A 20,967-nucleotide genomic window follows, 5' to 3' on the forward strand; every position below is an offset into this window, starting at 1 on the left:
AGGCCGGGCGGCCAGTCCTTTCAAGCCGCACCACCAAGGCCGGCTAAACCGATGCAGCCTCACCCGGCCCACCCGGGTCACAGCACAACGTAACAACACGAAGTAACTGCACCTACGAACTTAAGGAGACCGTTGACTACGGCACAGACCAACACGAGTGCACCGTCGGTGGGGCTATGGCGATGGGTCGCCGCGGCACTGGCGCTGACTCAGCTCGCGGCGCCCCTGATCGTGAATGCGGTGGCGGGTGACTTCCTGAAGTCGGGCGCAACGAACCAGGCACTCATCACGCCGGCCGGCTACGCGTTCAGCCTCTGGGGACTGATCACTGTCTTGAGCGCGGCGACGGCGTTGGCGATCCTGCGTTACGGCCTGGGCTCGTGGTGGGAGACGAGTGTCCTCATCGACGCCAGCGTGGCGTTCATCGGTTTCAGTGTGTGGCTGCTCGTCGCCGCGCAGGACTGGTTGTGGGCCAGCGTCGCGGTGTTCGCGGTGATGGTGTCGGCGCTGATCCACATCATGCGGTTGCTGGTGCGGCGGCGCCACGATCTGACCTGCCCGACGTGGGTGGCGCTGTTGGCCACGGTGACGTTCGGTCTCTATCTCGGGTGGAGCAGCATCGCGGTGTTCGCGAATGTTGCAGCGGCACTTATCAATAGCGGTGTGTCAGCGTCGGCCGCCGGATGGCAGTTCGTCGTGCTGGCTGCCGCGGCCCTCTGCGCGTTGGCGTTGACGACGATGTTGCGCGGCACCCCCGGCTATGCGGCGGGGGTGGTCTGGGCACTGGTGGCGATCGCCATCGGCGCTTCCGCTCGTGGCAGCTCGTTCTTGTCGACGACGGCCGTGGTGGCCACGGTGCTCGTGGTCATCGCGGCGGCTGCGGCGATGCGACGCCGTCGCATCCGATAGTCACTCGTCGGAGTAGTCGAAACTCAGCCACCGCTGTGGCCGCATCCGGATCGCGATCGCCGACGGTGTCTTGTTCGCATCGGCGAACTGGTTGCCCGCCTCGTCGCCGAGATAACGAATGGCAATCCGGCGCATGTCAGCCTCCGAGGCGGGTCCGATGTCGACGACGTCGCCCTCGGCGGTGACGTACTTGTACGGAGGCTGCTCCTCTTGGGCAGTGATGGAGAACCGGCCGGCGTCGCGAATCAGCCGGTGCTTGAGGGAGTCGGATTCGGTCCACAACAACACGTCGCCACCGGGTTCGTAGCCGTACCAGATGGGAACGCTCAGCGGCGCTCGGTCTGGTCGTTCGACCGCAATCACCCCGACGTGGAGATCGGACAGGAACTTTTCGCGGGCGTCCTTGGTCATTTTGGCCATGTACCGCGCAACCGCGGCCGGCCGGAGCCCATTCCCGGGATGGTGCCTTCGTGCGGCGTCATCAAATGATGACGCCGCAACGAGTGACATAGGTTTGAAGACGGCGACACACCAGCAAACGGTCGAGTTTGCATGCAAACCCACGGATCCCGTACAGATACCGACCACATCAGCCGAGAGAGCCGAAATTCGCGCGTACAGCGACTCCGTAGACCACGCCGCACCTGCGGCGACGCCGCTCAGCCGGGCGAGCGTCGAAAATTGGTGCACAGGGGGTGCTCCGGGGACTGGTAATGTGGCCAGCAAATTATGAGAGCTTCGAAGACGAGGGCGGGGTTGAGCTGAAATGGGTGAGGAGCTGCGGGTCGATCCGGCCGAAGTGCGGATGGCCGCCGACCACGTCGACGTCGCCGCCGACGGTCTGCGGACCGACCACGGCGCCGCCCAAGAGCGCATCGGCACCGCCTCGGCGGGCTGGATCGGCACGAGCGGCGAGGCGCTTTCCAAAGTGGCGGCGAAATGGGAGGACGACTCCACCAAGCACTACAACGAGCTCATCGCACACGTCGAAGGTTTCAAGTCAGCAGCGGCCAATTACGTCGGCACTGACAACCAACAGTCCACCGAAATCGAAAATGCGGGCCCGGATCTGGGGCTGTAACCCGTGGGGATAACGCTGGCCGACGTCCAAGGTTGGCAACCCGAGCAGATCGACGAGGTGTCACAAGCGGCGGCGCAGCGTGCTCGCACCAGCGGCGAGGCGGCCGAAACCCTGCGCAACCTGTCGGTGTTCGGGACGTGGAAGGGCGAAGCGGGCGAGGCCGCAGAACAGGCCATCAATCAATCCGCCACCACGCTGTCCTTGTCGCAGAAGGAAGCCATCCTCGTCTCGATGGGCGCGGGGCAAGCTGCCGCCGACGTCCGCGCGGTCAAGAACGATCTGCAGGCCCTTCTCGACTACGCCGCAGGCGCGCCACACGTTCAGATCGACCTGGCCACCAATTCGGTGATCCCGCCTGACACCACCGGGTGGACCGACGAAGAGATCGAGGCGCTGCGAAGGAAGACCGAAGAGGTCGAGAACCGGATGGTGACCGTGCTGGCCGCCGCCGAGGAAGCCGACGCCGACCTGGCGCGGGTGCTGACCGCCGCGACCGGCGGCGACCCCGGGCTTCCCGGGGAGCAGGGCACCAACGACGGACAGTCACTGCAGGACGGGCAACTCACGCCGGAGGAAATGGCGCGCCTCGAGGAGAACACCAACCTCACACCCGAACAGCAGGAGGCGTTGGTGCGCGGCGATCTGGTGCTGCCCACCAGCCAGATGGAGTACCTCAACAACCTGTCACGCTCACTGGACGGCAAGAGCCCCAACGAGATTCGGTCGATGATCGACCAGATGAACGCCAACGGCCAGAACGGCGGCGCCGTATCCGACGCGCTGCAGCTGCTGGGCAACGAGAACATCACGACAGCCGGCGACCCCGCCGAAGGTGTGCCCACGCAAGGCGGCATGCAGAACCTGCCGTCGGGCATCCGCGAGACGTTCGAGCGGCCCACGCGTGGCATTGCCGTGCCGACACAAGGCACCAACGAGCAGGGCAATCCGACGATCGAGATGCCCGACTACGAGCATCCGTTCCCCGAATTGGACAACTACCGCGATGTCGCGGCGATCGTGAGTGCGGGCGATGCCAACCTGCAGCAGGGCACGGCGATGGATGAGGCCCTGCTGAACAAGGCCGAAGAGGTCCTGCACGGCACGCATAACCCGCCCTATTACCCGTGGGCAGAAAATGTCGAATGGACACAGGAACGCATCGACCCGGCGGTGCAGGACATGCTGTCCGCAGCGGGGCGCGACCAGATGGCCGTGCACGGCGAGTTGACCGGCGTCGACGAGCAGCCACCCAACACCGCGTTCATCGAGGACCTGTTCACCCATCAGTGGGCAGACGACGGCGCCGCGGCCGGAACGCTGCTCAACGGCACCGGCGCGGTACCGACCGACCTGACCGACCCCACGCAGATGGACCAGGCCCTCCGCGCCGGGCAAATCATGAATGCGGTCGACGCCTATGTCGGCGGCGAGAACACGCCGAAGTTGCTTGACATCCCTGGCACCGACGGGCAGTCGGTCGGCCAGGTCAACCCCGAGCTCACCCAGGCACTCGCGGAGGCCAACAAGCCCTACATCGACGACATGCTCGGCAATTCCCTGGACAACAGCCAGGGTTTCCGCCCGCTGGATGACTTGAAGAACCCGGAGATGCCGGTCATGCGGGATCTGTTCGCCGTGATCGACACCAATGCGGACGCCGCCACCACCCTCAACAGCCAGGCCTATCTCAATGGTCTGCAGTACCAAGCCAACTTCGAGCAGTCCATCATCGACGGCGGCACGGTCAACACCGGCGATCTGCAGTCGGCGGGCACGTTGCGCGGCGTCATCGATTCGGCGGCCAACATCGCCGACAACGACGCCATCGCATATGGCAACCTGCAGGACGTGAAGGCATACGAAAACCGCGGCATGTGGTTCGACGTAGCCAAGACGATCGGCGGGGAGATCCCCGGCGTCGGAACGATTCTGGAGTGGGGCAACAAGATTCCGGGCGATCCGCTGCATCAGATCTTCGTCGGCGATGCACCCGCGGGCGCCGATCCGACCTACATCGCCCAGCAGAGTTCCGAAATGATGCAGTACGCCGTGGCCCAGCGGTTGATCGACGCCAACCTCGGCGACCCAGCCGTCTTCCAGCAGTTTGGGCTGATCGACCCCGAGACCAACCAACTCAAGCCGATCAAACAGGACGAGTTCGGCGACTTCCGCTCCGCGTTCACGGATTACTTCATGGGGATCGACCCGACGGTGAAGGTCGGCATCGAGGACTACGAGGACGCCTATCGGGATGCGCTACCCACGCCGACGGGACACACGGGAGGATGAGGACGTGACGTCGATGATCCGGTGGTGCGCGGTCGTACTGCTGGCAGTCCTGGGGCTGACGGGGTGCCAAGGTGACGAGGCGCCGCCCGCGCCGACGTTCGCGAACTGGCCGGCCAGTCTGAACGACTTCCGGTTCCGCTGGGCCGCTGAGCCCGGTATCGACCTGGTGTCGGGCCCGGCGGTGCCCTTGCGCGCGTATTTGGAGTCCTATCGGATCGGGCAGCTCACTGTCGATATCGGCGCCACTTACCCGGGCTTCGATCGGGCAGTGCCCGAATTGCCCGCACCAAAGCCTGATCCCCCCGCCCAGTTGGCGGCCATCCGACCGGTACCCGGCGTCGAGCGGTTCGGTCCTCCCGGACCGTTCTACGGAAACGAGTACTTCCACATTCTCGAGATCACGCCGGTCGAGGATGGTTACCGCGCCTACGTGTGCGACGGCCTGTACAAGATTTTTCGCGAGGGCGACGAGCGGGAAAGGGACGAGCGGGGAAAGTACGTGTCCGTTGTCAAATATGCCTCGAACCACGCGGGCCTCAATGACGTCAACGGCATGAAGGTGTGGCGGGTCGAGTTCACCAACACCCCGCCGACCGCCGATGCGCCTGCGATGGTGGCCGACCAACGCGGGCCCAACCCCGCACCCGCAGGAGACGTGTTCGGTCCGTGGCGCATCACCGGCGCCAACGACTACGCCTGGGGAACGAGCATGGACTTCGAGTCCACCTCCGACGAGCGGATCGATGGCGCACGACGCATCTCGCAATGCTCCGATCTGCTGCCGCACTGGCGCACCGAGCGGGATGCGAACATCAAGGCCATCCTCGAGACGCCGCCGACGCCGGAGCCCGCATCACCCGGCTGGCCCCAGGCGTAGTACACGGCGGTACGCATAGCTCGCAAACGAGCGGGTGGTCGGTAGAGCTCGAGCAGCTAACCCCCGATCGGCCAGGCAACCCACTAACCGCAGGTGATCAGCTACCGCCTGAGCAACTGTGCAACGAATTCCGTCGGCGCATAAGTTCAATTACTGACGCGCATGCAAGATCAAAGTTAGCCCAGCTGACCAAAAGCACTGCAAGAAAACATATCTGGGAGTTTCCTGAAGGGGCAGACTCGCGACGGAATTCGTACTACCCTCGATCATGGTCGAGTTTCCAGCCCGCCGGTAGCGCCTCGATGGCGACACCTCTACAAGGCGACCTTGGAGTTGTGCAATGACGGTTGGGGCAGTGCGCATCGGTCGGCCGAACCCTGCGCCCCTGGACGAACACCGTCAGTGCGGCCGAGCGACATTTGCCGCGCGACGGCTGTCGACGTCGCGGCTCGCCGTCGCGGTCACCGGCGACATAGACGCCTGCAACGGACGTAGCCTCGGCCGTTTCGTCGAGCAGCACACCGGAATCTCGCGTCAGTTGCTGCTCGATCTCCGTGCCGTCGATTTCGCAGGCACTCAAGCCTTCACCGCGCTGTACTACATCAGCGTGCACTGCGCCCGCAGTGACGTCGACTGGGTCATCGTCGCCGGCCACCCCGTGCGACGCCTGCTCTCGATTTGTGACCCAGAAGGCGAACTGCCGCTCGCCGACGACCTCACGTCGGGTCTGGACCACCTCACCCGCTCGGCACGGTGTCACCAGCACGTTTCGTCCGCGGGTTGACGCCCGCCCTGCCTCGCAGACGTCCTCCACCCGCAATACGTTCGGATAGCAGGCGCCCGACCATGCGTGATAGTCTTGCATACAGTATCCGATTGCGCCTCGGCTCGGATCCAACACCCGAAAGATGGTGCAGCCCTTGGCCACCTTGCTTCTCCACCATCCCGCCTTCGCCAACCACAAGACCTCCGCCGGACATCCGGAGCGGCCTGATCGGTACCGGACGGTGGCGGCGGCGCTCGGCAAGGCGCCATTCGACGCGCTGGTGCGCGACGAGGCCCAAGTCGCCGATCTCGATGCGACGCGCTACGTCCACACCAACCGTTATGTCGACGCGCTCGAAGAGGCCCGCCCAAGCGAGGGCTACGTCTATCTCGACGGCGGCGACACCATGATGGAGCCCTCGACGTGGGAGGTCGTGCTGCGTGGAGTCGGTGGCACCCTCCAGGCGGTGAGCAAGGTTCTCGACGGCGAAGTGCTGAACGCCTTCGTCGCTTGTCGTCCGCCCGGTCACCATGCCGGAACCGAACAGGCCATGGGGTTCTGCCTGTTCAACAACATCAGCATCGGCGCGCGTTATGCGCAAGAGAAGTACGGCCTTGAGCGCGTAGCGATCGTCGATTTCGACGTACACCATGGCAACGGAACCCAGGAAATTTTCTACTCTGACCCCAGCGTGCTTTACGCCTCAACCCACCAGATGCCGCTTTTTCCCGGCACCGGCGCGGCCCGCGAAACCGGTGTCGGCAATATCTTCAACCTGCCCCTTGCGCCTGGCGACGGCGGCGCCGAACTCCGCGAAGCCTTCGAAAACAAGATTCTGCCCGCACTCGATACGTTCAGGCCGGAGCTCATCATCGTCTCCGCCGGGTTCGATGCCCACGAACGCGATCCGCTCGGTTCACTGCGCATGACCGCGGACGATTTCGCCTGGGCGACGCGTGAACTGATGAGATCGGCTGAAAAGAACTGCCAGGGACGTCTCGTCTCGGTCCTCGAAGGCGGTTACGACCTTCAAGGCCTTGCGGATTCAGTGAGCGCCCATGTCGGCGAACTGCTGAGGGGCTGAACACTGATCGCCGCTACTGCCCGACCGGCGGCGCTCAGCACGGATTGACCACTTGCCGCCCTGCGTATGCCTACGTTCCGCTATGCGGAATGCTTAATTCGTTTGAAGACGCGAAGGCTAGCTCCTGCCACAGGCGGTAGGTCTACTTTCGCCGCATCGACCTCGCCTCCCCGGCATTGCCACTCACCTCCGGAACAGTCTCTGCGCCAGGAAATTCGGCTACGGCTGGTTATCCGACTCAACCTTGACAAGTCGGCGCGCCAGGCGTTCACTTAGTCAGTAAGTGATAGTTCTATTCCGTATTACGGAACTGCTCCCGTTCTCATCCGCGGGGGTCGCTTCACCGGGACCAGTCCGCTATTGCTGACAGCACAGAAAGGTATGCCGTGGTTAACGTCGCCTACACCGTCAACTGCTCGATTCTGCTGACCGAGCTGCCACTGCTGGATCGGCCGCAGGCAGCCCGAGACGCCGGCTTCGAGGCCGTCGAGTTCTGGTGGCCCTTCGATTCCCCGACGCCGCCGGACACCGAGGTGGCCGAGTTCATCCGCGCCATCCAGGATGCAGGCGTTGCGCTGACCGGCCTCAATTTCGCCGCCGGGGACATGCCGGCAGGCGACCGCGGGATTCTCTCCAATCCCCCGATGGCGCAGGCATTCCGCGACAACGTGGAGATCGCCGTTGGTATTGCCGAGACGCTGGGAACCCGCGCCTTCAACGCGCTCTACGGCAATCGCCGCCCGGATTTCACAGCGACGGCTCAGGACGATGCCGGAGCCGAGAACCTCGCCTACGCCGCCACGGCGGCCGACCGCATCGGTGCCACGGTGCTCATCGAGCCGGTGAGCGGCGCGCCGGACTATCCGCTCAAGACGGCCGCGGACGCGATCCACGTGATCGACCGCGTGGAGCGAGACTACGGCGCGACCAACCTACGACTCCTCGCCGACCTCTATCACCTCCGTCTCAACGGCGACGATGTCACCGCCGCAATTCGCCACTACTGCAACCGGATCGGCCACGTGCAGATCGCCGATGCCCCGGGGCGTGGCGAACCCGGCACCGGTGCACTCCCGCTGTACGCCCACCTCCAGCGGCTCGCCGAACTGGGCTACACCGGATACGTCGGGCTCGAATACAAGGCGACCCGACCCGACACGTTCGACTGGCTGCCCCCAGACCAGCGCGGTATCTCCACGGAATCAGCACGGCCACAAGCAGAAACGAGGATCCCATGAGCACAATCGCTTTCATCGGGCTAGGCATCATGGGCAGCCCCATGGCATGCCATCTGGTCCGGGCCGGCCACACGGTGATCGGCCTGGACCAGTCGCCCGAACGCTCGGCTGCGATGGTGGAAGCAGGCGGCAGGGCCGCCGAATCCATCGAGCAAGCAGTCAAGGGCGCCGATGTGGTGGCGATCATGGTGCCTGATTCCCCGCAGGTGCAGAGCGTGCTGTTGGGCGACAACGGGGTATTCGCTTATGCGCAGCCCGGCACCCTGGTGATCGACTTCTCCTCCATCCGTCCAGATGTCACTGTCGAGTTCGCCCAGATGGGCGCCGAACGCGGGCTGCGGATCCTCGACGCACCGGTGTCCGGCGGTGAGCCCGGTGCCAAGAACGCCACGTTGTCGATCATGGTCGGCGGTTCTGAAGAAGACTTCGCCGCGGCCAAGCCGATTCTCGATGCCGTCGGCAAGACCATCGTGCACGTCGGCACCAACGGCGCCGGCCAAACCGTCAAGGCCGCCAACCAGCTGATCGTCGCGGGAAATATCGAACTGCTCGCCGAGGCGATCACCTTCCTCAAGGCCTACGACGTCGATATCGATGCCGCAGTCCAGGTGCTTGCCGGCGGCCTGGCCGGTTCGGCGGTAATCGACCAGAAGGCGTCGAAGATGTTGCAGCGCAACTTCGACCCCGGATTCCGTATCGCGCTGCACCACAAAGACATGGGCATCGTCACCGCGGCCGCCCGCGAGGCGGGCGTGGTCACCCCGCTGGGTGCGGTGGTCGCGCAACTCATGTCCTCGGCCGTTGCCAACGGCGAGGGTGGGCTCGACCATTCGGCCTTGCTGCTTGGTGTCGAGCGGCTGTCCGGAACCGAAGGCGAGCCAACGAGATGACTCTGATGCGAACGGTGGACGCAGCCGTCAGAATTCTCGAAATTGAGCGCGCAACAACTGCTTTCGGCCTGCCCGGCGCAGCGATCAATCCCTTCTACTCGGCGATGCGCGCGCATGGCGGTATCAGACACGTCCTTGCCCGGCACGTCGAGGGCGCGAGCCATATGGCCGAGGGGTTCACCCGTGCGGCGGCCGGGAACATCGGGGTCTGCATCGGCACCTCCGGCCCTGCGGGGACCGACATGATCACCGGGCTGTACTCCGCTTCAGCCGATTCCATCCCGATCCTTGCGATCACCGGCCAGGCACCGGTGGCAAAGCTCCACAAGGAGGACTTCCAGGCGGTCGACATCACCGCCATCGCCGCACCCGTCACCAAAATGGCGATGACGGTTCTTGAACCGGGCCAGGTTCCCGGGGCATTCGCCCAGGCGTTTCACCTGATGCGGTCGGGGCGGCCCGGACCCGTGCTCATCGATCTGCCCATCGACGTCCAGTTGGCCGAAATCGACTTCACCCCAGAGGCCTACCAGCCACTGCCGGTGTACAAGCCGGCGGCATCACGGGCACAGGCCGCCAGGGCGATTGACATGTTGGCGACCGCCGAACGACCGCTGATCGTCGCAGGCGGCGGCATCATCAACGCCGACGCCTCGGATCTGCTGGTCGAGCTGGCAGAGACCCTCGGCGTCCCGGTGGTTCCCACCCTGATGGGTTGGGGCACCATCCCCGACGATCACCGCTTGGCGGCCGGCATGGTCGGACTGCAGACCGCCCACCGCTACGGCAACGCGACGATGCTCGAGTCGGACTTCGTTCTCGGAATCGGTAACCGGTGGGCCAACCGCCATACCGGCGGGTTGGACACCTATCGCCGGGGCCGGCGATTCGTGCACGTCGATATCGAGCCCACGCAGATCGGGCGTGTCTTCTCCCCCGATTTCGGGATCGTTTCGGACGCGAAGGCCGCACTCGAGCAGTTCGTGGCCGTCGCCAAGGAGCGCCGCGCAGCCGGCACGCTGCCGGCTTGGAGCTCGTGGGTCGACGACTGCAGGTCGCGCAAGGAGACGATGCATCGCAAGACCCACTTCGATGACGTCCCGATCAAGCCTCAGCGCGTGTACGAGGAGATGAACCGCGTCTTCGGCCGGGATGTCCGGTATGTCAGCGCGATCGGGCTGTCGCAGATCGCCGGTGGACAGTTCCTTCAGGTGTTCAAGCCACGCAACTGGATCAACTGCGGGCAGGCGGGACCACTCGGATGGACGGTGCCCGCCGCCCTTGGCGTCGCCGCTGCCGACCCCGGTGCCACCGTGGTCGGGTTGTCGGGCGACTACGACTTCCAGTTCCTGATCGAGGAACTCGCGGTCGGGGCGCAGTTCAACCTGCCTTACGTGCATGTCCTCGTGAACAACTCCTATCTCGGGTTGATCCGCCAGGCGCAACGCAACTTCGACATGGACTACTGCGTGTCGCTGGCCTTCGACAACATCAACTCTCAGGAGACCGACAGCGGCGTCCCCAAGGGATATGGCGTCGATCACCTGCGCGTCGTCGAAGGACTCGGCTGCAAGGCAATTCAGGTTGTCGAGCCCCAGGACATCGGACCGTCACTGGCACGGGCGCAAGAACTCGCCCGCGAGCACAAGGTGCCCGTTGTGGTCGAGGTCTTCCTGGAGAAGATCACCAACATCGCGATGGGCACCGAGATCGACAACGTCACCGAGTTCAACGACCTCGCCGAATCACTGTCGGACGCACCAACGGCTGCCGCACTGCTGCTCGACTAGTAGCCGATAGCCGCCCTACACCGCCGCCTCTTTGTCGAACTCCGAGGCGAGATCGCGAGCCACCCGCTTCAGCAGCGGCGCCACCTTGGTCGCCGACTTCAGGGTGAGCCGCGACGCGGGTCCTGAGATCGACACGGCGGTCAATGTCGGTGCGTCCGGCACCGGCGCCGCGAAGCACCGCACGCCGATCTCCTGCTCGCCCTCATCCACCGCGTAGCCGCGAGAGCGGCTGAGCTCGATGTCACGCATCAACGCATCCGGAGTGATGTGCGTGTTCTCGCTGGAGGCGGGCATGCCCGCGCGCTTCAGCAGCGCGAGCACAGCATCGTCGGGAAGCTGCATCAGGAGAGCCTTGCCCACCCCGGTGCAATGCGTATAGACGCGCCGACCCACTTCGGTGAACATTCGCATGGAGTGCGGCGACGGGACCTGAGCGACGTACACCGCCATGTCGTTGTCCAGGACCGCCATATTGGCGCTCTCGCCCGTTCGCTCCACCAGTTCGGCAAGATGGGGGCGCGACCATTCTCCAATGAGTTGCGCTGCGCTCTCCCCCAACCGAATCAGCTTGGGCCCCAACGCGTAGTGCCGATTCGGAAGCTGGCGCACGTAGCCCATATTCAGCAGCGTCCGCACGAGGCGATGAATGGTCGGCTGCGGCAGTTCGGCGCGAGCAGCCAACTCTCCGAACGCAATTGACGGACCCGCGCTGGCCATGATCTCCAGCAGCTCGAACGCGCGCTCAACCGATTGAACGCTGCCCTTGATCGGCGAGCCATCGGCCACTGGTGCCCTCCGATCGTTGGCTGGTCCGTTCAGCGACTCCGCAAAGCGCCGGATTAGTTTCGTATAACGATACGGCGGGTAGCAATCGGCTTCGTACGCCACATCTCACGCCGGCTAGCAAAGATTGCATCCTGACGACTGTATGCTAAGCACGACGGGCGCCGGTCTGCCCGTAGACGTTGCCGAGAGGGGGAGTTTCATGACCCAAGCGTCAAGCCGCACCGCCGGGGGCCTGCCGAAGACCACAGGCGCACCGACCGTCGCGCCGCGACTCGAGCGTCCGGCACCGCTGCGGCAGGCGGTGTACGACATGCTGGTCGAAATGATCATCACCCGCGAATTGCAGCCGGGTGAGCACCTGGTCGAACACGAGTTGGCTGCCCAGCTCGGGGTCAGTCGGCAGCCGGTTCGAGAAGCGCTGCAGCGCTTGCACAGCGACGGCTGGGTGGATCTGCGCCCCGCGCTCGGCGCGTTCGTCCACACAGCCACTGACGCCGAGGCCGATCAGCTTCTCGCCGTGCGCACCCTCCTCGAGGCCGAGTCCGCCAGACTGGCCGCCGAGGCGGCGACACCGGAACAGGTCGAGCACCTGCGGGAGCTGCAACGCAACGGGGAGAAGGCGCTCGCCGACGACGATCAGGAAAGTCTCGTCGCGGCCAACGCCGCGCTGCATGCCTACCTGGTCGAGATGTCCGGCAACCAGGTCCTCGCCGATCTGATCGGGTCGGTCGACCGTCGGGTGCGGTGGTACTACCTGCCGATTGCGAAGACGCGCGGCAAGGACGCCTGGGACGAACACGCCGAACTCATCGAGGCGGTCGCCCGCCACAGCTCCAAACGGGCCGGCGAGCTGATGCGGCAGCACACCGAGCGCACCCGGGAGATGTACCACAAGCGTCGCCACGAGACACCCGACGGCGCCGCCTGACCAACCTCAGATGGCTCCGGCCCGCCGGAACCGATCCAGTTGCTCGGGCGAGTAGCCGAGTTCGGTGCAGATCTCTTCGGTGTGCTCGCCGAGCAACGGCGAGCGGACGACCTCGACCGGGGAGTCCGACAGCCGCAGCGGTGAGCCGACCGTCTTGAACGGACCCCGCTCGGGATGGTCGACGGTGACGATCGCGCCGAGCTCGGCCAGTGTTTCGTCTTCGAGAAGTTCCCTGGTGCTGAGCACCGGACCGCAGGGGACGTGCAGAGCGTTCAGTGCTTCCAACGCCTCCCACTTCGTGTGCTTTTCGGACCAGTCCTCGATCAGGGCGAACACCTTGTCCAGCTTGGGAAGTCGATCTTCGGGCCGGACCCAGTCGGGGTGATCGGCGAGGTCGGGCCTGCCGATCAGGTCCGCAAGCGGCGCCCAGACCTGGGGCTGCACGATCACATAGATGTAATCGTTGGGTCCACCGCCTTTGGTCCGCACGGCCCATCCCGGTTGGCCGCCGCCCGATGCGTTACCCGAGCGCGGGACCTCGTCGCCGAAGTGCTCGTTCGGGTACTCGCGCAGCGGACCGTTCGCGAGCCGTTGCTGATCGCGCAGCTTCACCCGGCACAGGTTGAGCACGGCGTCCTGCATCGCGACCTCGACTCGCTGCCCTCGGCCGGTGTTGGTGCGTTGATAGAGCGCGGCCAGGATCCCGGTGACCAGGTGGATGCCGGTGCCGGAGTCGCCGATCTGTGCACTGGTCGCGGTCGGCGGCCCGTCCTCGAAACCGGTGGTGGCCATGGAGCCGCCCATCGCCTGCGCGATGACTTCGTAGGCCTTGAAATTGAAATACTTTCCTGGACCGAATCCTTTGATCGACGCGTAGATCAGGCGCGGGTTGATGTCACGCAGCGTCTCCCACGGGAACCCGAAGCGGTCGACCACACCCGGACCGAAGTTCTCGACAAGGACGTCAACGCGCGACACCAGATCGGTGAAGATCTGCTTGCCCTCGTCGCTCTTCATATTCACGGTGACGCTGCGCTTGTTGCAGTTGAGCATCGTGAAATACAGGCTGTCCGCGCCGGGGATGTCGCGAAGCTGACCGCGCGTGACGTCTCCGCCTTTCGGCGTCTCCAGCTTGACGACGTCCGCGCCGAGCCAGGCGAGCAGTTGGGTAGCCGAGGGGCCGGACTGGACATGCGTCATGTCGAGGACGCGAACGCCGGCCAGCGCCTTGCCTTCGGCGCCGTCAACCGTGGGGATCTCAGCCATCTTCTCCATTTCCCTTCACTCGCGGTGCGCGCTGCAACCTGACGCGGAGCCCAGGTCAACATTGCATACCGTATGAGGTAGGCAACAGTGTGGCCTGTGCAACACGTCTTGTCCAGGGGTTTGCCGGTAGACACTTCTGCACGACTGCCGGACGAGAGGCGTAATCTCGAACCGCGCGATTCTTCCGCTACCTGTGCGAACGCTGGGAATCAGCTGCCAGCAACTGACTTCGCCGACCTTCTTGCCAGAGAATTGTATGTGGTATACCGTACACGCTGTGATCGAGATTACTCATCCACCAGATGAGTGATTGAGCCCACAACGCTCTTATCGTATGCAATATTCGGTAGGCAGTGAGCGAACCTCGTCAGGCCCGTCCGGCAAGCACTCTCTGATTCAAACATGTGGGGCCCCGCCCCGACATGCGTGCAACGGAGACCGCGAACCAGGCGCTGCAGAACATAAGGGGACCGTCTTGGGAAAGGCACGCGAAAGTGTGCGTGTCCTGGACACGACCCCGCCCGGATGGTCGTGCACTCGACCGGGGGCGCTTCGTCTATCGGCTGGATCCACCCGCAGCGGGCACCGCCCAACCCGCCACGCGGCCCGCCCCTCAAGGAGGTACAGATGACAATATCGAAGGATCCGAATCCGCAACCGCCTGAAGGGCTGTCGGCGATAAAACCGGACACGGGGCCGGTATGGCACGCCGGCAACGAGGATCCGATGCCGATCCGCAAGCTCCCCGACGCGCCGGCCTCCGTGCACATCATCGGTCCGGCCATGATTCTCGTGGCACTCGGTGTCGGTCTCGGCGAGACGTACATGTGGCCGCGCCTGGTAATCCTCTTCGGTCCGGAGATCCGCTGGTTGTTCTTGATCGGCGTCACGTTGCAGGCCGTCGTCATGATCGAGATGGCCCGCTACGCGATGGCGACCGGGGAAAGTATCTTCTTCGGCGCCGCCCGCGTATTCAAACCGCTCATGTGGTTCTTCTTCGTCGTCGCGATGGCGGTATACATCTGGCCGGGGCACATGGCAGCCGGCGCCGAATCGCTCGAGAGAATCACCGGCATACCCTGGCTCGTTTCCGCGATCGTCGGACTCGTGCTCATCGGCGTCTTGTTCAGCTTCGCGAAGATCGTCTACAACCTCGTCGAGAAGCTACTCAGCTTTCTGATGGGCATCCTCGTCATCGGCTCCGCGATCGTCGCTGCGCTGGTCGGCAACCTGGGCGACGTGACGTCCACGGTCACCGGAATGTTCGCGTTCGGGTATCTGCCCCCCGAGGCCCTGAGCGCCGCCTGGTTCCCCATCATCGTCGGATCGATCGCGTTCGCGGGCCCGTCCGGCATGCAACAGATGTGGTACACGCTGTACCTCCGGGACAAGGGCGCCGGTATGGGCGCTCACCTTCCTCGCATCACCGGCCTGGTGCACACCGGCGAGGAGGAGACGATGCCGTCCCGCGGGTTCATGTTCGACACCGAAGACCCCGACGAGATGCGGAAGTGGAAGAGCTGGAAGCGGTGGGTCTTCAACGACGCGTTCATCCTCTTCTGGGGCGTCACCATGCTGGTCACGGTCACGTTCACGGTGCTGGCACAGGCCGCCGCGCGGCAAAACCCGACTGTGGCGACCGAGCTCGAGGCCGGGAACCAGGGGGCGGCGCTCGACGCCATGGCCGACGCGTTCAGCTCAGCGGGCGGTGCCGTTCTCGGCGTCGTGTTCTTCGGATTCATCGCGCTGGTGGGCTGGAAGGGCAGCCTGGGCATCTTCGACGCCTTCGCCCGCGGGCAGGCCGACATGACCTACTTCTTCGTCAAGGGCGCCAAGCGCTTCAAGATGTCGCACATCTACTTCGGGTTCCTGTGGGGTGTCATCCTGTTCGGCATCGCGATCCTGTTGTTCGGACCGGCGGACGGGCCGACGGAGATTCTGGACGTCCTGGCGTTCCTGTCCACCTTCGCCATGGGCGCGTACTGCGTGGTGCTCCTCCTGACGAACAACAGGTTGTTGCCCAAGAAGATCCGCCCGGGTTTGGTTTCCAACGTGATCCTCGCGTTCGGAGCGACGTTCTACCTGGGCATGCTGTTCTACAGCCTCGTTCGGTTCGGGGCGGTGGTGGGGTGACCACCACGACGAGTTCGCCGGCAACTTCGCGGGCCCAGCAGTTCGCGGAATTGACCTTTCCCGGCGTCGCGATCGGCCTCGGCAGCGGCGCCATCGCGGGCGGGGTGGCCCTTCTCGGTGGACTTTCCGCCTCGTATGCCGTGACGACCGCGCTCACACTGGGGATACCCCTCGCCGTGTTCGGCATGGGGTTCAACGTCCTCCTCGCACGCGGGAAGATACGACTCGGTGTGGCCGCCCCGGCGGCGGTGTACTGGCTGGTGTTCTTCCCCCTCGCGCGGCTCGTGCACGAGGTGTCCTTCGATGTCTTTGCCGGTAACGACATCACTTTGCCGGACGCGCTACTGCCGTTCATCGCCTTTCAGGCGATGCTGAGCATCGGCTACGCCATCGGGTTCGTGTGGCTCCACGAGCATGTCTTCCCGAACTGGTGGATCCGGATACGGAACCACAATCCGGTGGCCCGGCGCTACGTCGACCAGTACATGGCGCAGGCCGCCACGATGCAGCCCCGGGCCAAGCGCCGGCAACCCTGACCATCTACCCGCGTATGTGCGCATTCCGATCAACAGCCTCGGGCGACCGCGCGGCGCGGTCGCGCCGCGCGGCTCGAACTGAGCCAACCACTCTCAGAGAGACGTCGCGCTTCCCCTGGTCTCAGCAGAACGGCCGTGCAAGTAGCCCTCGGCCTCGGAGACGACCTGCTGTCGCTCCTTGTCCATGGCTGCGGTCAGCGACAAGCCGATCATGCGACCGTCGGCGCCGAAGCCCTGCGGCTGATCCCCGAGCCATTTCACAAACGCTTTCCAAACACGCATGCGTATCACCTCTTTCGTCGTCGAATATCTAGTGCTCCAGAGTCGTGGGACGATTCCGGGCACGGCCGTGCATCACGGCGCAGCGAACGTCGGCGTTCGCTCGCGAAGGCGACAGACAGGGTGGCGGGAAGTCCCGCCCCGTTGTGTGTCGGCCGCGGGGTGCGGCGACTATCGCTGCCTACAGCATACAATCAACCGCGACTCCTTCCGCGTGACGTTCGCCACGCCCGTCTCGGGCCGCAGGCGGATCGACGATGCCGAAGGAGGCGAGAGCAACCCGCATCGCAGGTCCTCGATTTAGTCTCCGCATTGGATCACCAACAGCCACCACCTGGAGTTTCTTCCATTATCCGTCAGGCGTGACGATTACCGGCCGTTTATCGCGGGTCCCCATTGTTGCGACGATTGAAACCTATTATCGGGTGAAGCGAGGCGGCCTGGCTTCCTCCGGGTCATTGCATACGAGAACCTGGACGTGGTTAACCGCAAATCAGGCGAAGGAGCGTGCCATGTCACTTCCCCTCTCGAGCCGACGCGTACGTAACGAGACTTCGCGCGACGGACTGACCGAAGGAGGCGCGCGCAGGGTGCAGCGCCCTGCGCCCCTGCGCGAGGCGGTGTACGACGCCATCGTGGAGCTGATCGTGAACGACACCCTCCGGGAGGGTCAGCACCTGGTCGAGAACGAGCTGGCGGAGTACCTCGGTGTCAGCCGCCAACCGGTGCGCGAAGCCTTGCAGCGCCTGCAGACCGACGGCTGGGTCGACCTACGCCCAGCTCAGGGCGCTTTCGTGCACAGCCCCACCGAGGAGGAGGCCGACCAACTCCTCGGCGTCCGCTCGGTCCTGGAAACCTATTCCGCCCGACTCGCCGCCGAGCGTGCCACCCCAGCGGACGTCAACCGACTGTGGGAGTTGCAGCAGGACGGGCTGAACGCGCTGACCGCCGACGACGTCGAGGGGCTCGTGGCGGCCAACGCCGCACTGCACGCCGGGGTCAGGGCCCTGGCAGGCAACTCCGTGCTTGCCGAGCACATCGGACTCGTCGAACGACGGTGGCGTTGGTATTACCACCTGATCGCGCAGCCACGCGGCCACGACGCCTGGTCAGAACATGCCGAACTGATCAAGGCGATCGCGGCCAACGACGCCGCGCTGGCGAGCGACATCATGAGCCGGCACACCGAGCGGACCCGCCAGCAATACCTCGAACAGCGGCTCGCCAAGTCCTGACTCGCGGGCCGTGGACGTCAGCACCGCAGCACCTCGGCGGTGGTGATCCGCTCTCCTGCGGAGTAGACGTTCATCGATGATCCGCGTAGGAAGCCGATCAAGGTTAGTCCCATCTCCCTGGCGAGGTCCACGGCGAGCGAGGACGGGGCGGATACCGCGGCCAGCGCGGGGATCCCGGCCATCACCGCCTTCTGCACCAATTCGAAGGAGGCCCGGCCGCTGACCATGAGCGTGGTGCCGGTCAACGGCAGTCTGCCTGCACCCAGCGCCCAGCCGATGACCTTGTCCACCGCGTTGTGGCGGCCGACGTCTTCCCGCACGCGCAACACCTCTCCCTCGGCGTCGAACAATGCGGCCGCGTGCAGCCCGCCGGTACGGTCGAAGACTTGTTGTGCGGCCCTGAGCTTCTCCGGAAGTGTCGCGATGGTCGCGGTGGTCAGCCGCAGCGGGTCACAGTCGACGCGCCACTTACCGATCGTGCGCACCGCCTCGAGGCTGGCCTTACCGCACAACCCGCACGATGACGTCGTATAGAAGTTGCGCTCCAGCGACGGGTCGGGTGCCGCAACGCCGTCGGCGAGGAGGACGTCGACCACGTTGTATGTGTTGCCGCCATCGGTGGTCGCTCCCGCGCAGTATCGGATCGCGGCGACATCCGAGTCGCCCGCCACCACGCCCTCGCTGACGAGAAAGCCACGGGCCAGGTCGAAGTCGTCGCCAGGGGTGCGCATCGTCACGGTGAGCGGACGGCCGGCGACCCTGATCTCAAGCGGTTCCTCCGCCGCGAGGGTGTCGGGGCGGGCCGTCGCGACGCCGTCGACCACGCGCACAACTCGGTATCTATTGGTTACGCGTCCCACGTCACCCTCCCGTGTATTTCGTACTCAGTATACGTTCTGAGGCGCCTCGCCTTGCCCCTTGTCGCTGGACGATTGCGATGGACACGTGATCCGCATCACGCTATATTATGGCATACTGTATGCAATAGGAGCGGCCATGACCCACACCAGTGCCCCAGTCGCAGTCGAAGTCCGCGACCTCCACGGGCGTTCGTACCAAGTCGGTCAGCGACCGCAGGACATCATCGGTCACTCCCGGCGATGGATTCTCATGCTGTCATGGGCCGCCATGGCGGGGATCGGGGTTCTGCAGTACGGCTACGGCGTCGCCGTCACCGCCCTGCACGTGACCAACGGAGCCAGCGTGACCGGCGCGCTCTGGGTGCTCGCCCTCTGGGTGGCGTTCCAGGCAGGCGCTGCGGCGCCGACGGCCGCGTTGAGCCACCGCTTCTCACTGCCACCGGCGCGCGCGGTGGTCGTCGGTGCCCTCTTGTGTGCCGCAGGCCCGCTGACCCTCGCCTATACCGACAATCTCGTGCTCGTGGTGCTCGGTTACTCCGTCCTGTGCGGCACCGGAGCCGGAATCGTCTACGCCACATGCACTTCCACCGTCGCCAAATGGTATCCCGAAGAACGCGCCGTCCGGGTCGGCACCGTGACAGGGGCATTCGGTTATGGCGCCGTGCCGTTCATTGCGCTCTTCGCCGCGGCCCTCACACCCGGAAACCGGACGGAGATCTTCGCCGGCGTGGGAGTCTGCGTGCTCGTCGTCGTCGCCGTTTGTGGTGTGCTCCTGCGGGATCCTCCCCAGGGCTGGTGGCCACCGGACATCGACCCCAAGGTGTGGGCAATCGACAAGCGAGTGAACCGGAGCCTGCGCAACAACGCCGCGGCGTTGCGCCAGTACTCGCCGGGCGAGGCCGTCCGCACGCCTGCGTTCGTGGTCATGTACCTCATCCTGGTATTCGCCGCCGCGGCCTCGCTGCTGGCGATCGTGTATGTCCCGTTCGTCGCGATGTCCCATGGCTTTTCGCTTGGCATCGGCGCGGCGGCGGTTGGTCTTCTTGCCGTCGTCAACGGCGCAGGCCGCAGTGTCGCCGGCCGGATCTCCGACCGATTCGGACGACGCCAGACGCTGAGCGCGGCGTTACTGCTCGAGGGGTGCGCGCAGCTGGGGCTCGTCTATGCCGCGTCGATCGGGCAGAGCGCGGCGTTCGTGGTCTTCGCCGCGCTCAGCGGGATGGCGGGCGGCGCGTTCTATCCCCTGTTCGCGAGCCTGGTTGCCGATTATTTCGGCGAGCACAACGCCGTGCGCAACTTCGGAACGGTGTACAGCGCCAAGCTGTTCGGCGGAATCATCGGCGTCGGGCTGCCCGCATTGGTGGTGACATCGGGCGGGCTGACGACGCTGTTCGTCGCCGCCGGCCTGCTCAGCCTGTGCGCCGCTGTCATGACGCGGCTGCTGCATCGCCCCGGTTACCCGGCGCTGGGTCTGCCGCGGTAAATACCGACCTACCGAGGAGATTTCGATGTCAGGGACCGTCGAACGAGAAGGCCTCAACGAGTTGACCGACGCACTCTTGAAGTGCGTGGCATCGCTGGCGTCAAAGTGTGGTGACACTGCGGCCGCGCGTCGCCTCGTCAATGACGCCGAACGCATCTCCAACGGCATCGACCGGCTCGAAATCGACGTCGAAGAGCTGGAAATGACGCGGGGGCCCGGCCGATCGAGCGGATCCAGCGAGATGGTCCAGATCCCCGACGCCGATTACCACATCGATTTCTGGCGGGATGTCGACCACGAGGGCATCGGGGGACGCTGCACCACCTAGCGCAGCAGCGCCGCCGCCGCCACTGCCACAGATTCGAAACCCGTTGTCTTCGAGTCAACCAACTCCAGCAGCCGCCGTTTCATGCGTGGGTCCCAGAACCTGTCTACGTGGTTGGCGACCTCCGCAACCGCCTGCTCGGTGGGCAGGTAGCCGAAATGAACGACGATCTTGTTGATCAGCCTGATCTCGGAGGCATCGTCGAGTGACAT

21 protein-coding genes are annotated in these 20,967 nt (G+C 64.9%); 15 read left to right on the forward strand and 6 right to left on the reverse strand.

Annotated features, from left to right (window positions below):
• Window positions 1-132: 132 nt before the first annotated feature.
• Entirely contained in the window at window positions 133-909 is a 777-nt protein-coding gene (locus CSQ99_RS27060) for a hypothetical protein (RefSeq protein ID WP_099042080.1), read from the forward strand.
• Here the strand turns inward: CSQ99_RS27060 and CSQ99_RS27065 are convergent, their stop codons facing one another.
• Window positions 910-1,329: a pyridoxamine 5'-phosphate oxidase family protein gene (locus tag CSQ99_RS27065; RefSeq protein ID WP_176561240.1), complete on the reverse strand. Its 420-nt coding sequence runs from the start codon at window positions 1,327-1,329 to the stop codon at window positions 910-912.
• Window positions 1,330-1,675: 346 nt separating this feature from the next.
• Between CSQ99_RS27065 and CSQ99_RS27070 the strand changes: the two genes are divergently transcribed.
• The 8 genes from CSQ99_RS27070 (at window position 1,676) to gcl (ending at window position 10,924) form a co-directional block, all read left to right on the forward strand.
• Complete coding sequence (locus CSQ99_RS27070) at window positions 1,676-1,990, forward strand: WXG100 family type VII secretion target (RefSeq protein ID WP_099042081.1); 315 nt, start codon at window positions 1,676-1,678, stop codon at window positions 1,988-1,990.
• Between the two features lie 3 nt (window positions 1,991-1,993).
• Window positions 1,994-4,279, forward strand: coding sequence for a TPR repeat domain-containing protein (locus tag CSQ99_RS27075; RefSeq protein WP_099042082.1), 2,286 nt, complete (start codon window positions 1,994-1,996; stop codon window positions 4,277-4,279).
• Between the two features lie 4 nt (window positions 4,280-4,283).
• Window positions 4,284-5,156 (forward strand): hypothetical protein, encoded by an 873-nt coding sequence (locus CSQ99_RS27080; protein ID WP_141562737.1) that lies wholly within the window; start codon window positions 4,284-4,286, stop codon window positions 5,154-5,156.
• A gap of 340 nt (window positions 5,157-5,496) precedes the next feature.
• Window positions 5,497-5,940 (forward strand): STAS domain-containing protein, encoded by a 444-nt coding sequence (locus CSQ99_RS27085; RefSeq protein WP_099042084.1) that lies wholly within the window; start codon window positions 5,497-5,499, stop codon window positions 5,938-5,940.
• A gap of 136 nt (window positions 5,941-6,076) precedes the next feature.
• A complete protein-coding gene (locus CSQ99_RS27090; RefSeq protein WP_099042105.1) occupies window positions 6,077-7,006 on the forward strand; it encodes a histone deacetylase family protein in 930 nt (309 codons plus the stop codon).
• 386 nt (window positions 7,007-7,392) lie between these two features.
• Window positions 7,393-8,244 carry a hydroxypyruvate isomerase family protein gene (locus CSQ99_RS27095; RefSeq protein ID WP_099042085.1) on the forward strand — a complete coding sequence of 284 codons (852 nt, stop codon included), beginning with the start codon at window positions 7,393-7,395 and terminating at the stop codon, window positions 8,242-8,244.
• Window positions 8,241-9,134: a 2-hydroxy-3-oxopropionate reductase gene (locus tag CSQ99_RS27100; RefSeq protein WP_099042086.1), complete on the forward strand. Its 894-nt coding sequence runs from the start codon at window positions 8,241-8,243 to the stop codon at window positions 9,132-9,134. Before CSQ99_RS27095 ends, CSQ99_RS27100 begins: the two co-directional genes overlap by 4 nt.
• On the forward strand, window positions 9,131-10,924 hold the full coding sequence (gcl, locus tag CSQ99_RS27105; protein WP_099042087.1) for a glyoxylate carboligase: 1,794 nt from the start codon (window positions 9,131-9,133) through the stop codon (window positions 10,922-10,924). Before CSQ99_RS27100 ends, gcl begins: the two co-directional genes overlap by 4 nt.
• A 15-nt stretch (window positions 10,925-10,939) precedes the next feature.
• Here the strand turns inward: gcl and CSQ99_RS27110 are convergent, their stop codons facing one another.
• Window positions 10,940-11,710: an IclR family transcriptional regulator gene (locus tag CSQ99_RS27110; RefSeq protein WP_281258516.1), complete on the reverse strand. Its 771-nt coding sequence runs from the start codon at window positions 11,708-11,710 to the stop codon at window positions 10,940-10,942.
• A gap of 199 nt (window positions 11,711-11,909) precedes the next feature.
• Here CSQ99_RS27110 and CSQ99_RS27115 point away from each other — a divergent pair, with 199 nt between their 5' ends.
• Window positions 11,910-12,638 carry a GntR family transcriptional regulator gene (locus CSQ99_RS27115; protein WP_099042088.1) on the forward strand — a complete coding sequence of 243 codons (729 nt, stop codon included), beginning with the start codon at window positions 11,910-11,912 and terminating at the stop codon, window positions 12,636-12,638.
• Window positions 12,639-12,644: 6 nt separating this feature from the next.
• Here the strand turns inward: CSQ99_RS27115 and frc are convergent, their stop codons facing one another.
• The gene (gene frc, locus CSQ99_RS27120) at window positions 12,645-13,904 is read right to left on the reverse strand and encodes a formyl-CoA transferase (protein WP_099042107.1); all 1,260 of its coding nucleotides are present in this window, start codon (window positions 13,902-13,904) and stop codon (window positions 12,645-12,647) included.
• A gap of 627 nt (window positions 13,905-14,531) precedes the next feature.
• Between frc and CSQ99_RS27125 the strand changes: the two genes are divergently transcribed.
• Both CSQ99_RS27125 and CSQ99_RS27130 read left to right on the forward strand, forming a co-directional pair.
• The gene (locus CSQ99_RS27125; protein WP_218014620.1) at window positions 14,532-16,037 is read left to right on the forward strand and encodes an Nramp family divalent metal transporter; all 1,506 of its coding nucleotides are present in this window, start codon (window positions 14,532-14,534) and stop codon (window positions 16,035-16,037) included.
• Window positions 16,034-16,573: a hypothetical protein gene (locus CSQ99_RS27130; RefSeq protein ID WP_099042089.1), complete on the forward strand. Its 540-nt coding sequence runs from the start codon at window positions 16,034-16,036 to the stop codon at window positions 16,571-16,573. The genes CSQ99_RS27125 and CSQ99_RS27130 overlap by 4 nt, the downstream gene beginning before the upstream one ends.
• Window positions 16,574-16,666: 93 nt before the next feature.
• Here the strand turns inward: CSQ99_RS27130 and CSQ99_RS27135 are convergent, their stop codons facing one another.
• On the reverse strand, window positions 16,667-16,855 hold the full coding sequence (locus tag CSQ99_RS27135) for a hypothetical protein (protein ID WP_099042090.1): 189 nt from the start codon (window positions 16,853-16,855) through the stop codon (window positions 16,667-16,669).
• Between the two features lie 509 nt (window positions 16,856-17,364).
• Here CSQ99_RS27135 and CSQ99_RS27140 point away from each other — a divergent pair.
• Complete coding sequence (locus tag CSQ99_RS27140) at window positions 17,365-18,087, forward strand: GntR family transcriptional regulator (protein WP_099042091.1); 723 nt, start codon at window positions 17,365-17,367, stop codon at window positions 18,085-18,087.
• 17 nt (window positions 18,088-18,104) lie between these two features.
• Here the strand turns inward: CSQ99_RS27140 and fdhD are convergent, their stop codons facing one another.
• Complete coding sequence (gene fdhD / locus CSQ99_RS27145; RefSeq protein ID WP_099042092.1) at window positions 18,105-18,947, reverse strand: formate dehydrogenase accessory sulfurtransferase FdhD; 843 nt, start codon at window positions 18,945-18,947, stop codon at window positions 18,105-18,107.
• Window positions 18,948-19,083: 136 nt separating this feature from the next.
• Between fdhD and CSQ99_RS27150 the strand changes: the two genes are divergently transcribed.
• Window positions 19,084-20,430, forward strand: a complete 1,347-nt coding sequence (locus CSQ99_RS27150; protein WP_099042093.1) for an OFA family MFS transporter — start codon at window positions 19,084-19,086, stop codon at window positions 20,428-20,430.
• Window positions 20,431-20,455: 25 nt separating this feature from the next.
• Complete coding sequence (locus CSQ99_RS27155) at window positions 20,456-20,758, forward strand: hypothetical protein (RefSeq protein ID WP_099042094.1); 303 nt, start codon at window positions 20,456-20,458, stop codon at window positions 20,756-20,758.
• Here the strand turns inward: CSQ99_RS27155 and CSQ99_RS27160 are convergent.
• Window positions 20,755-20,967: a formate dehydrogenase subunit delta gene (locus CSQ99_RS27160; RefSeq protein WP_099042095.1), complete on the reverse strand. Its 213-nt coding sequence runs from the start codon at window positions 20,965-20,967 to the stop codon at window positions 20,755-20,757. The genes CSQ99_RS27155 and CSQ99_RS27160 overlap by 4 nt on opposite strands.

The sequence above is a fragment of the Mycobacterium neglectum genome, from assembly GCF_002591975.1.
GTDB classification, from domain to species: domain Bacteria; phylum Actinomycetota; class Actinomycetes; order Mycobacteriales; family Mycobacteriaceae; genus Mycobacterium; species Mycobacterium neglectum.

Coding starts and splice junctions, on each gene's coding strand:
- CSQ99_RS27155 (WP_099042094.1), top strand. CDS start 20,456: ATGTCAGGGACCGTCGAACGAGAAGGCCTCAACGAGTTGACCGACGCA.
- CSQ99_RS27140 (WP_099042091.1), top strand. CDS start 17,365: ATGTCACTTCCCCTCTCGAGCCGACGCGTACGTAACGAGACTTCGCGC.
- CSQ99_RS27150 (WP_099042093.1), top strand. CDS start 19,084: ATGACCCACACCAGTGCCCCAGTCGCAGTCGAAGTCCGCGACCTCCAC.
- CSQ99_RS27070 (WP_099042081.1), top strand. CDS start 1,676: ATGGGTGAGGAGCTGCGGGTCGATCCGGCCGAAGTGCGGATGGCCGCC.
- CSQ99_RS27125 (WP_218014620.1), top strand. CDS start 14,532: ATGACAATATCGAAGGATCCGAATCCGCAACCGCCTGAAGGGCTGTCG.
- CSQ99_RS27160 (WP_099042095.1), bottom strand. CDS start 20,967: ATGTCACTCGACGATGCCTCCGAGATCAGGCTGATCAACAAGATCGTC.
- CSQ99_RS27115 (WP_099042088.1), top strand. CDS start 11,910: ATGACCCAAGCGTCAAGCCGCACCGCCGGGGGCCTGCCGAAGACCACA.
- CSQ99_RS27135 (WP_099042090.1), bottom strand. CDS start 16,855: ATGCGTGTTTGGAAAGCGTTTGTGAAATGGCTCGGGGATCAGCCGCAG.
- frc (WP_099042107.1), bottom strand. CDS start 13,904: ATGGCTGAGATCCCCACGGTTGACGGCGCCGAAGGCAAGGCGCTGGCC.
- CSQ99_RS27065 (WP_176561240.1), bottom strand. CDS start 1,329: ATGGCCAAAATGACCAAGGACGCCCGCGAAAAGTTCCTGTCCGATCTC.
- CSQ99_RS27100 (WP_099042086.1), top strand. CDS start 8,241: ATGAGCACAATCGCTTTCATCGGGCTAGGCATCATGGGCAGCCCCATG.
- gcl (WP_099042087.1), top strand. CDS start 9,131: ATGACTCTGATGCGAACGGTGGACGCAGCCGTCAGAATTCTCGAAATT.
- CSQ99_RS27085 (WP_099042084.1), top strand. CDS start 5,497: ATGACGGTTGGGGCAGTGCGCATCGGTCGGCCGAACCCTGCGCCCCTG.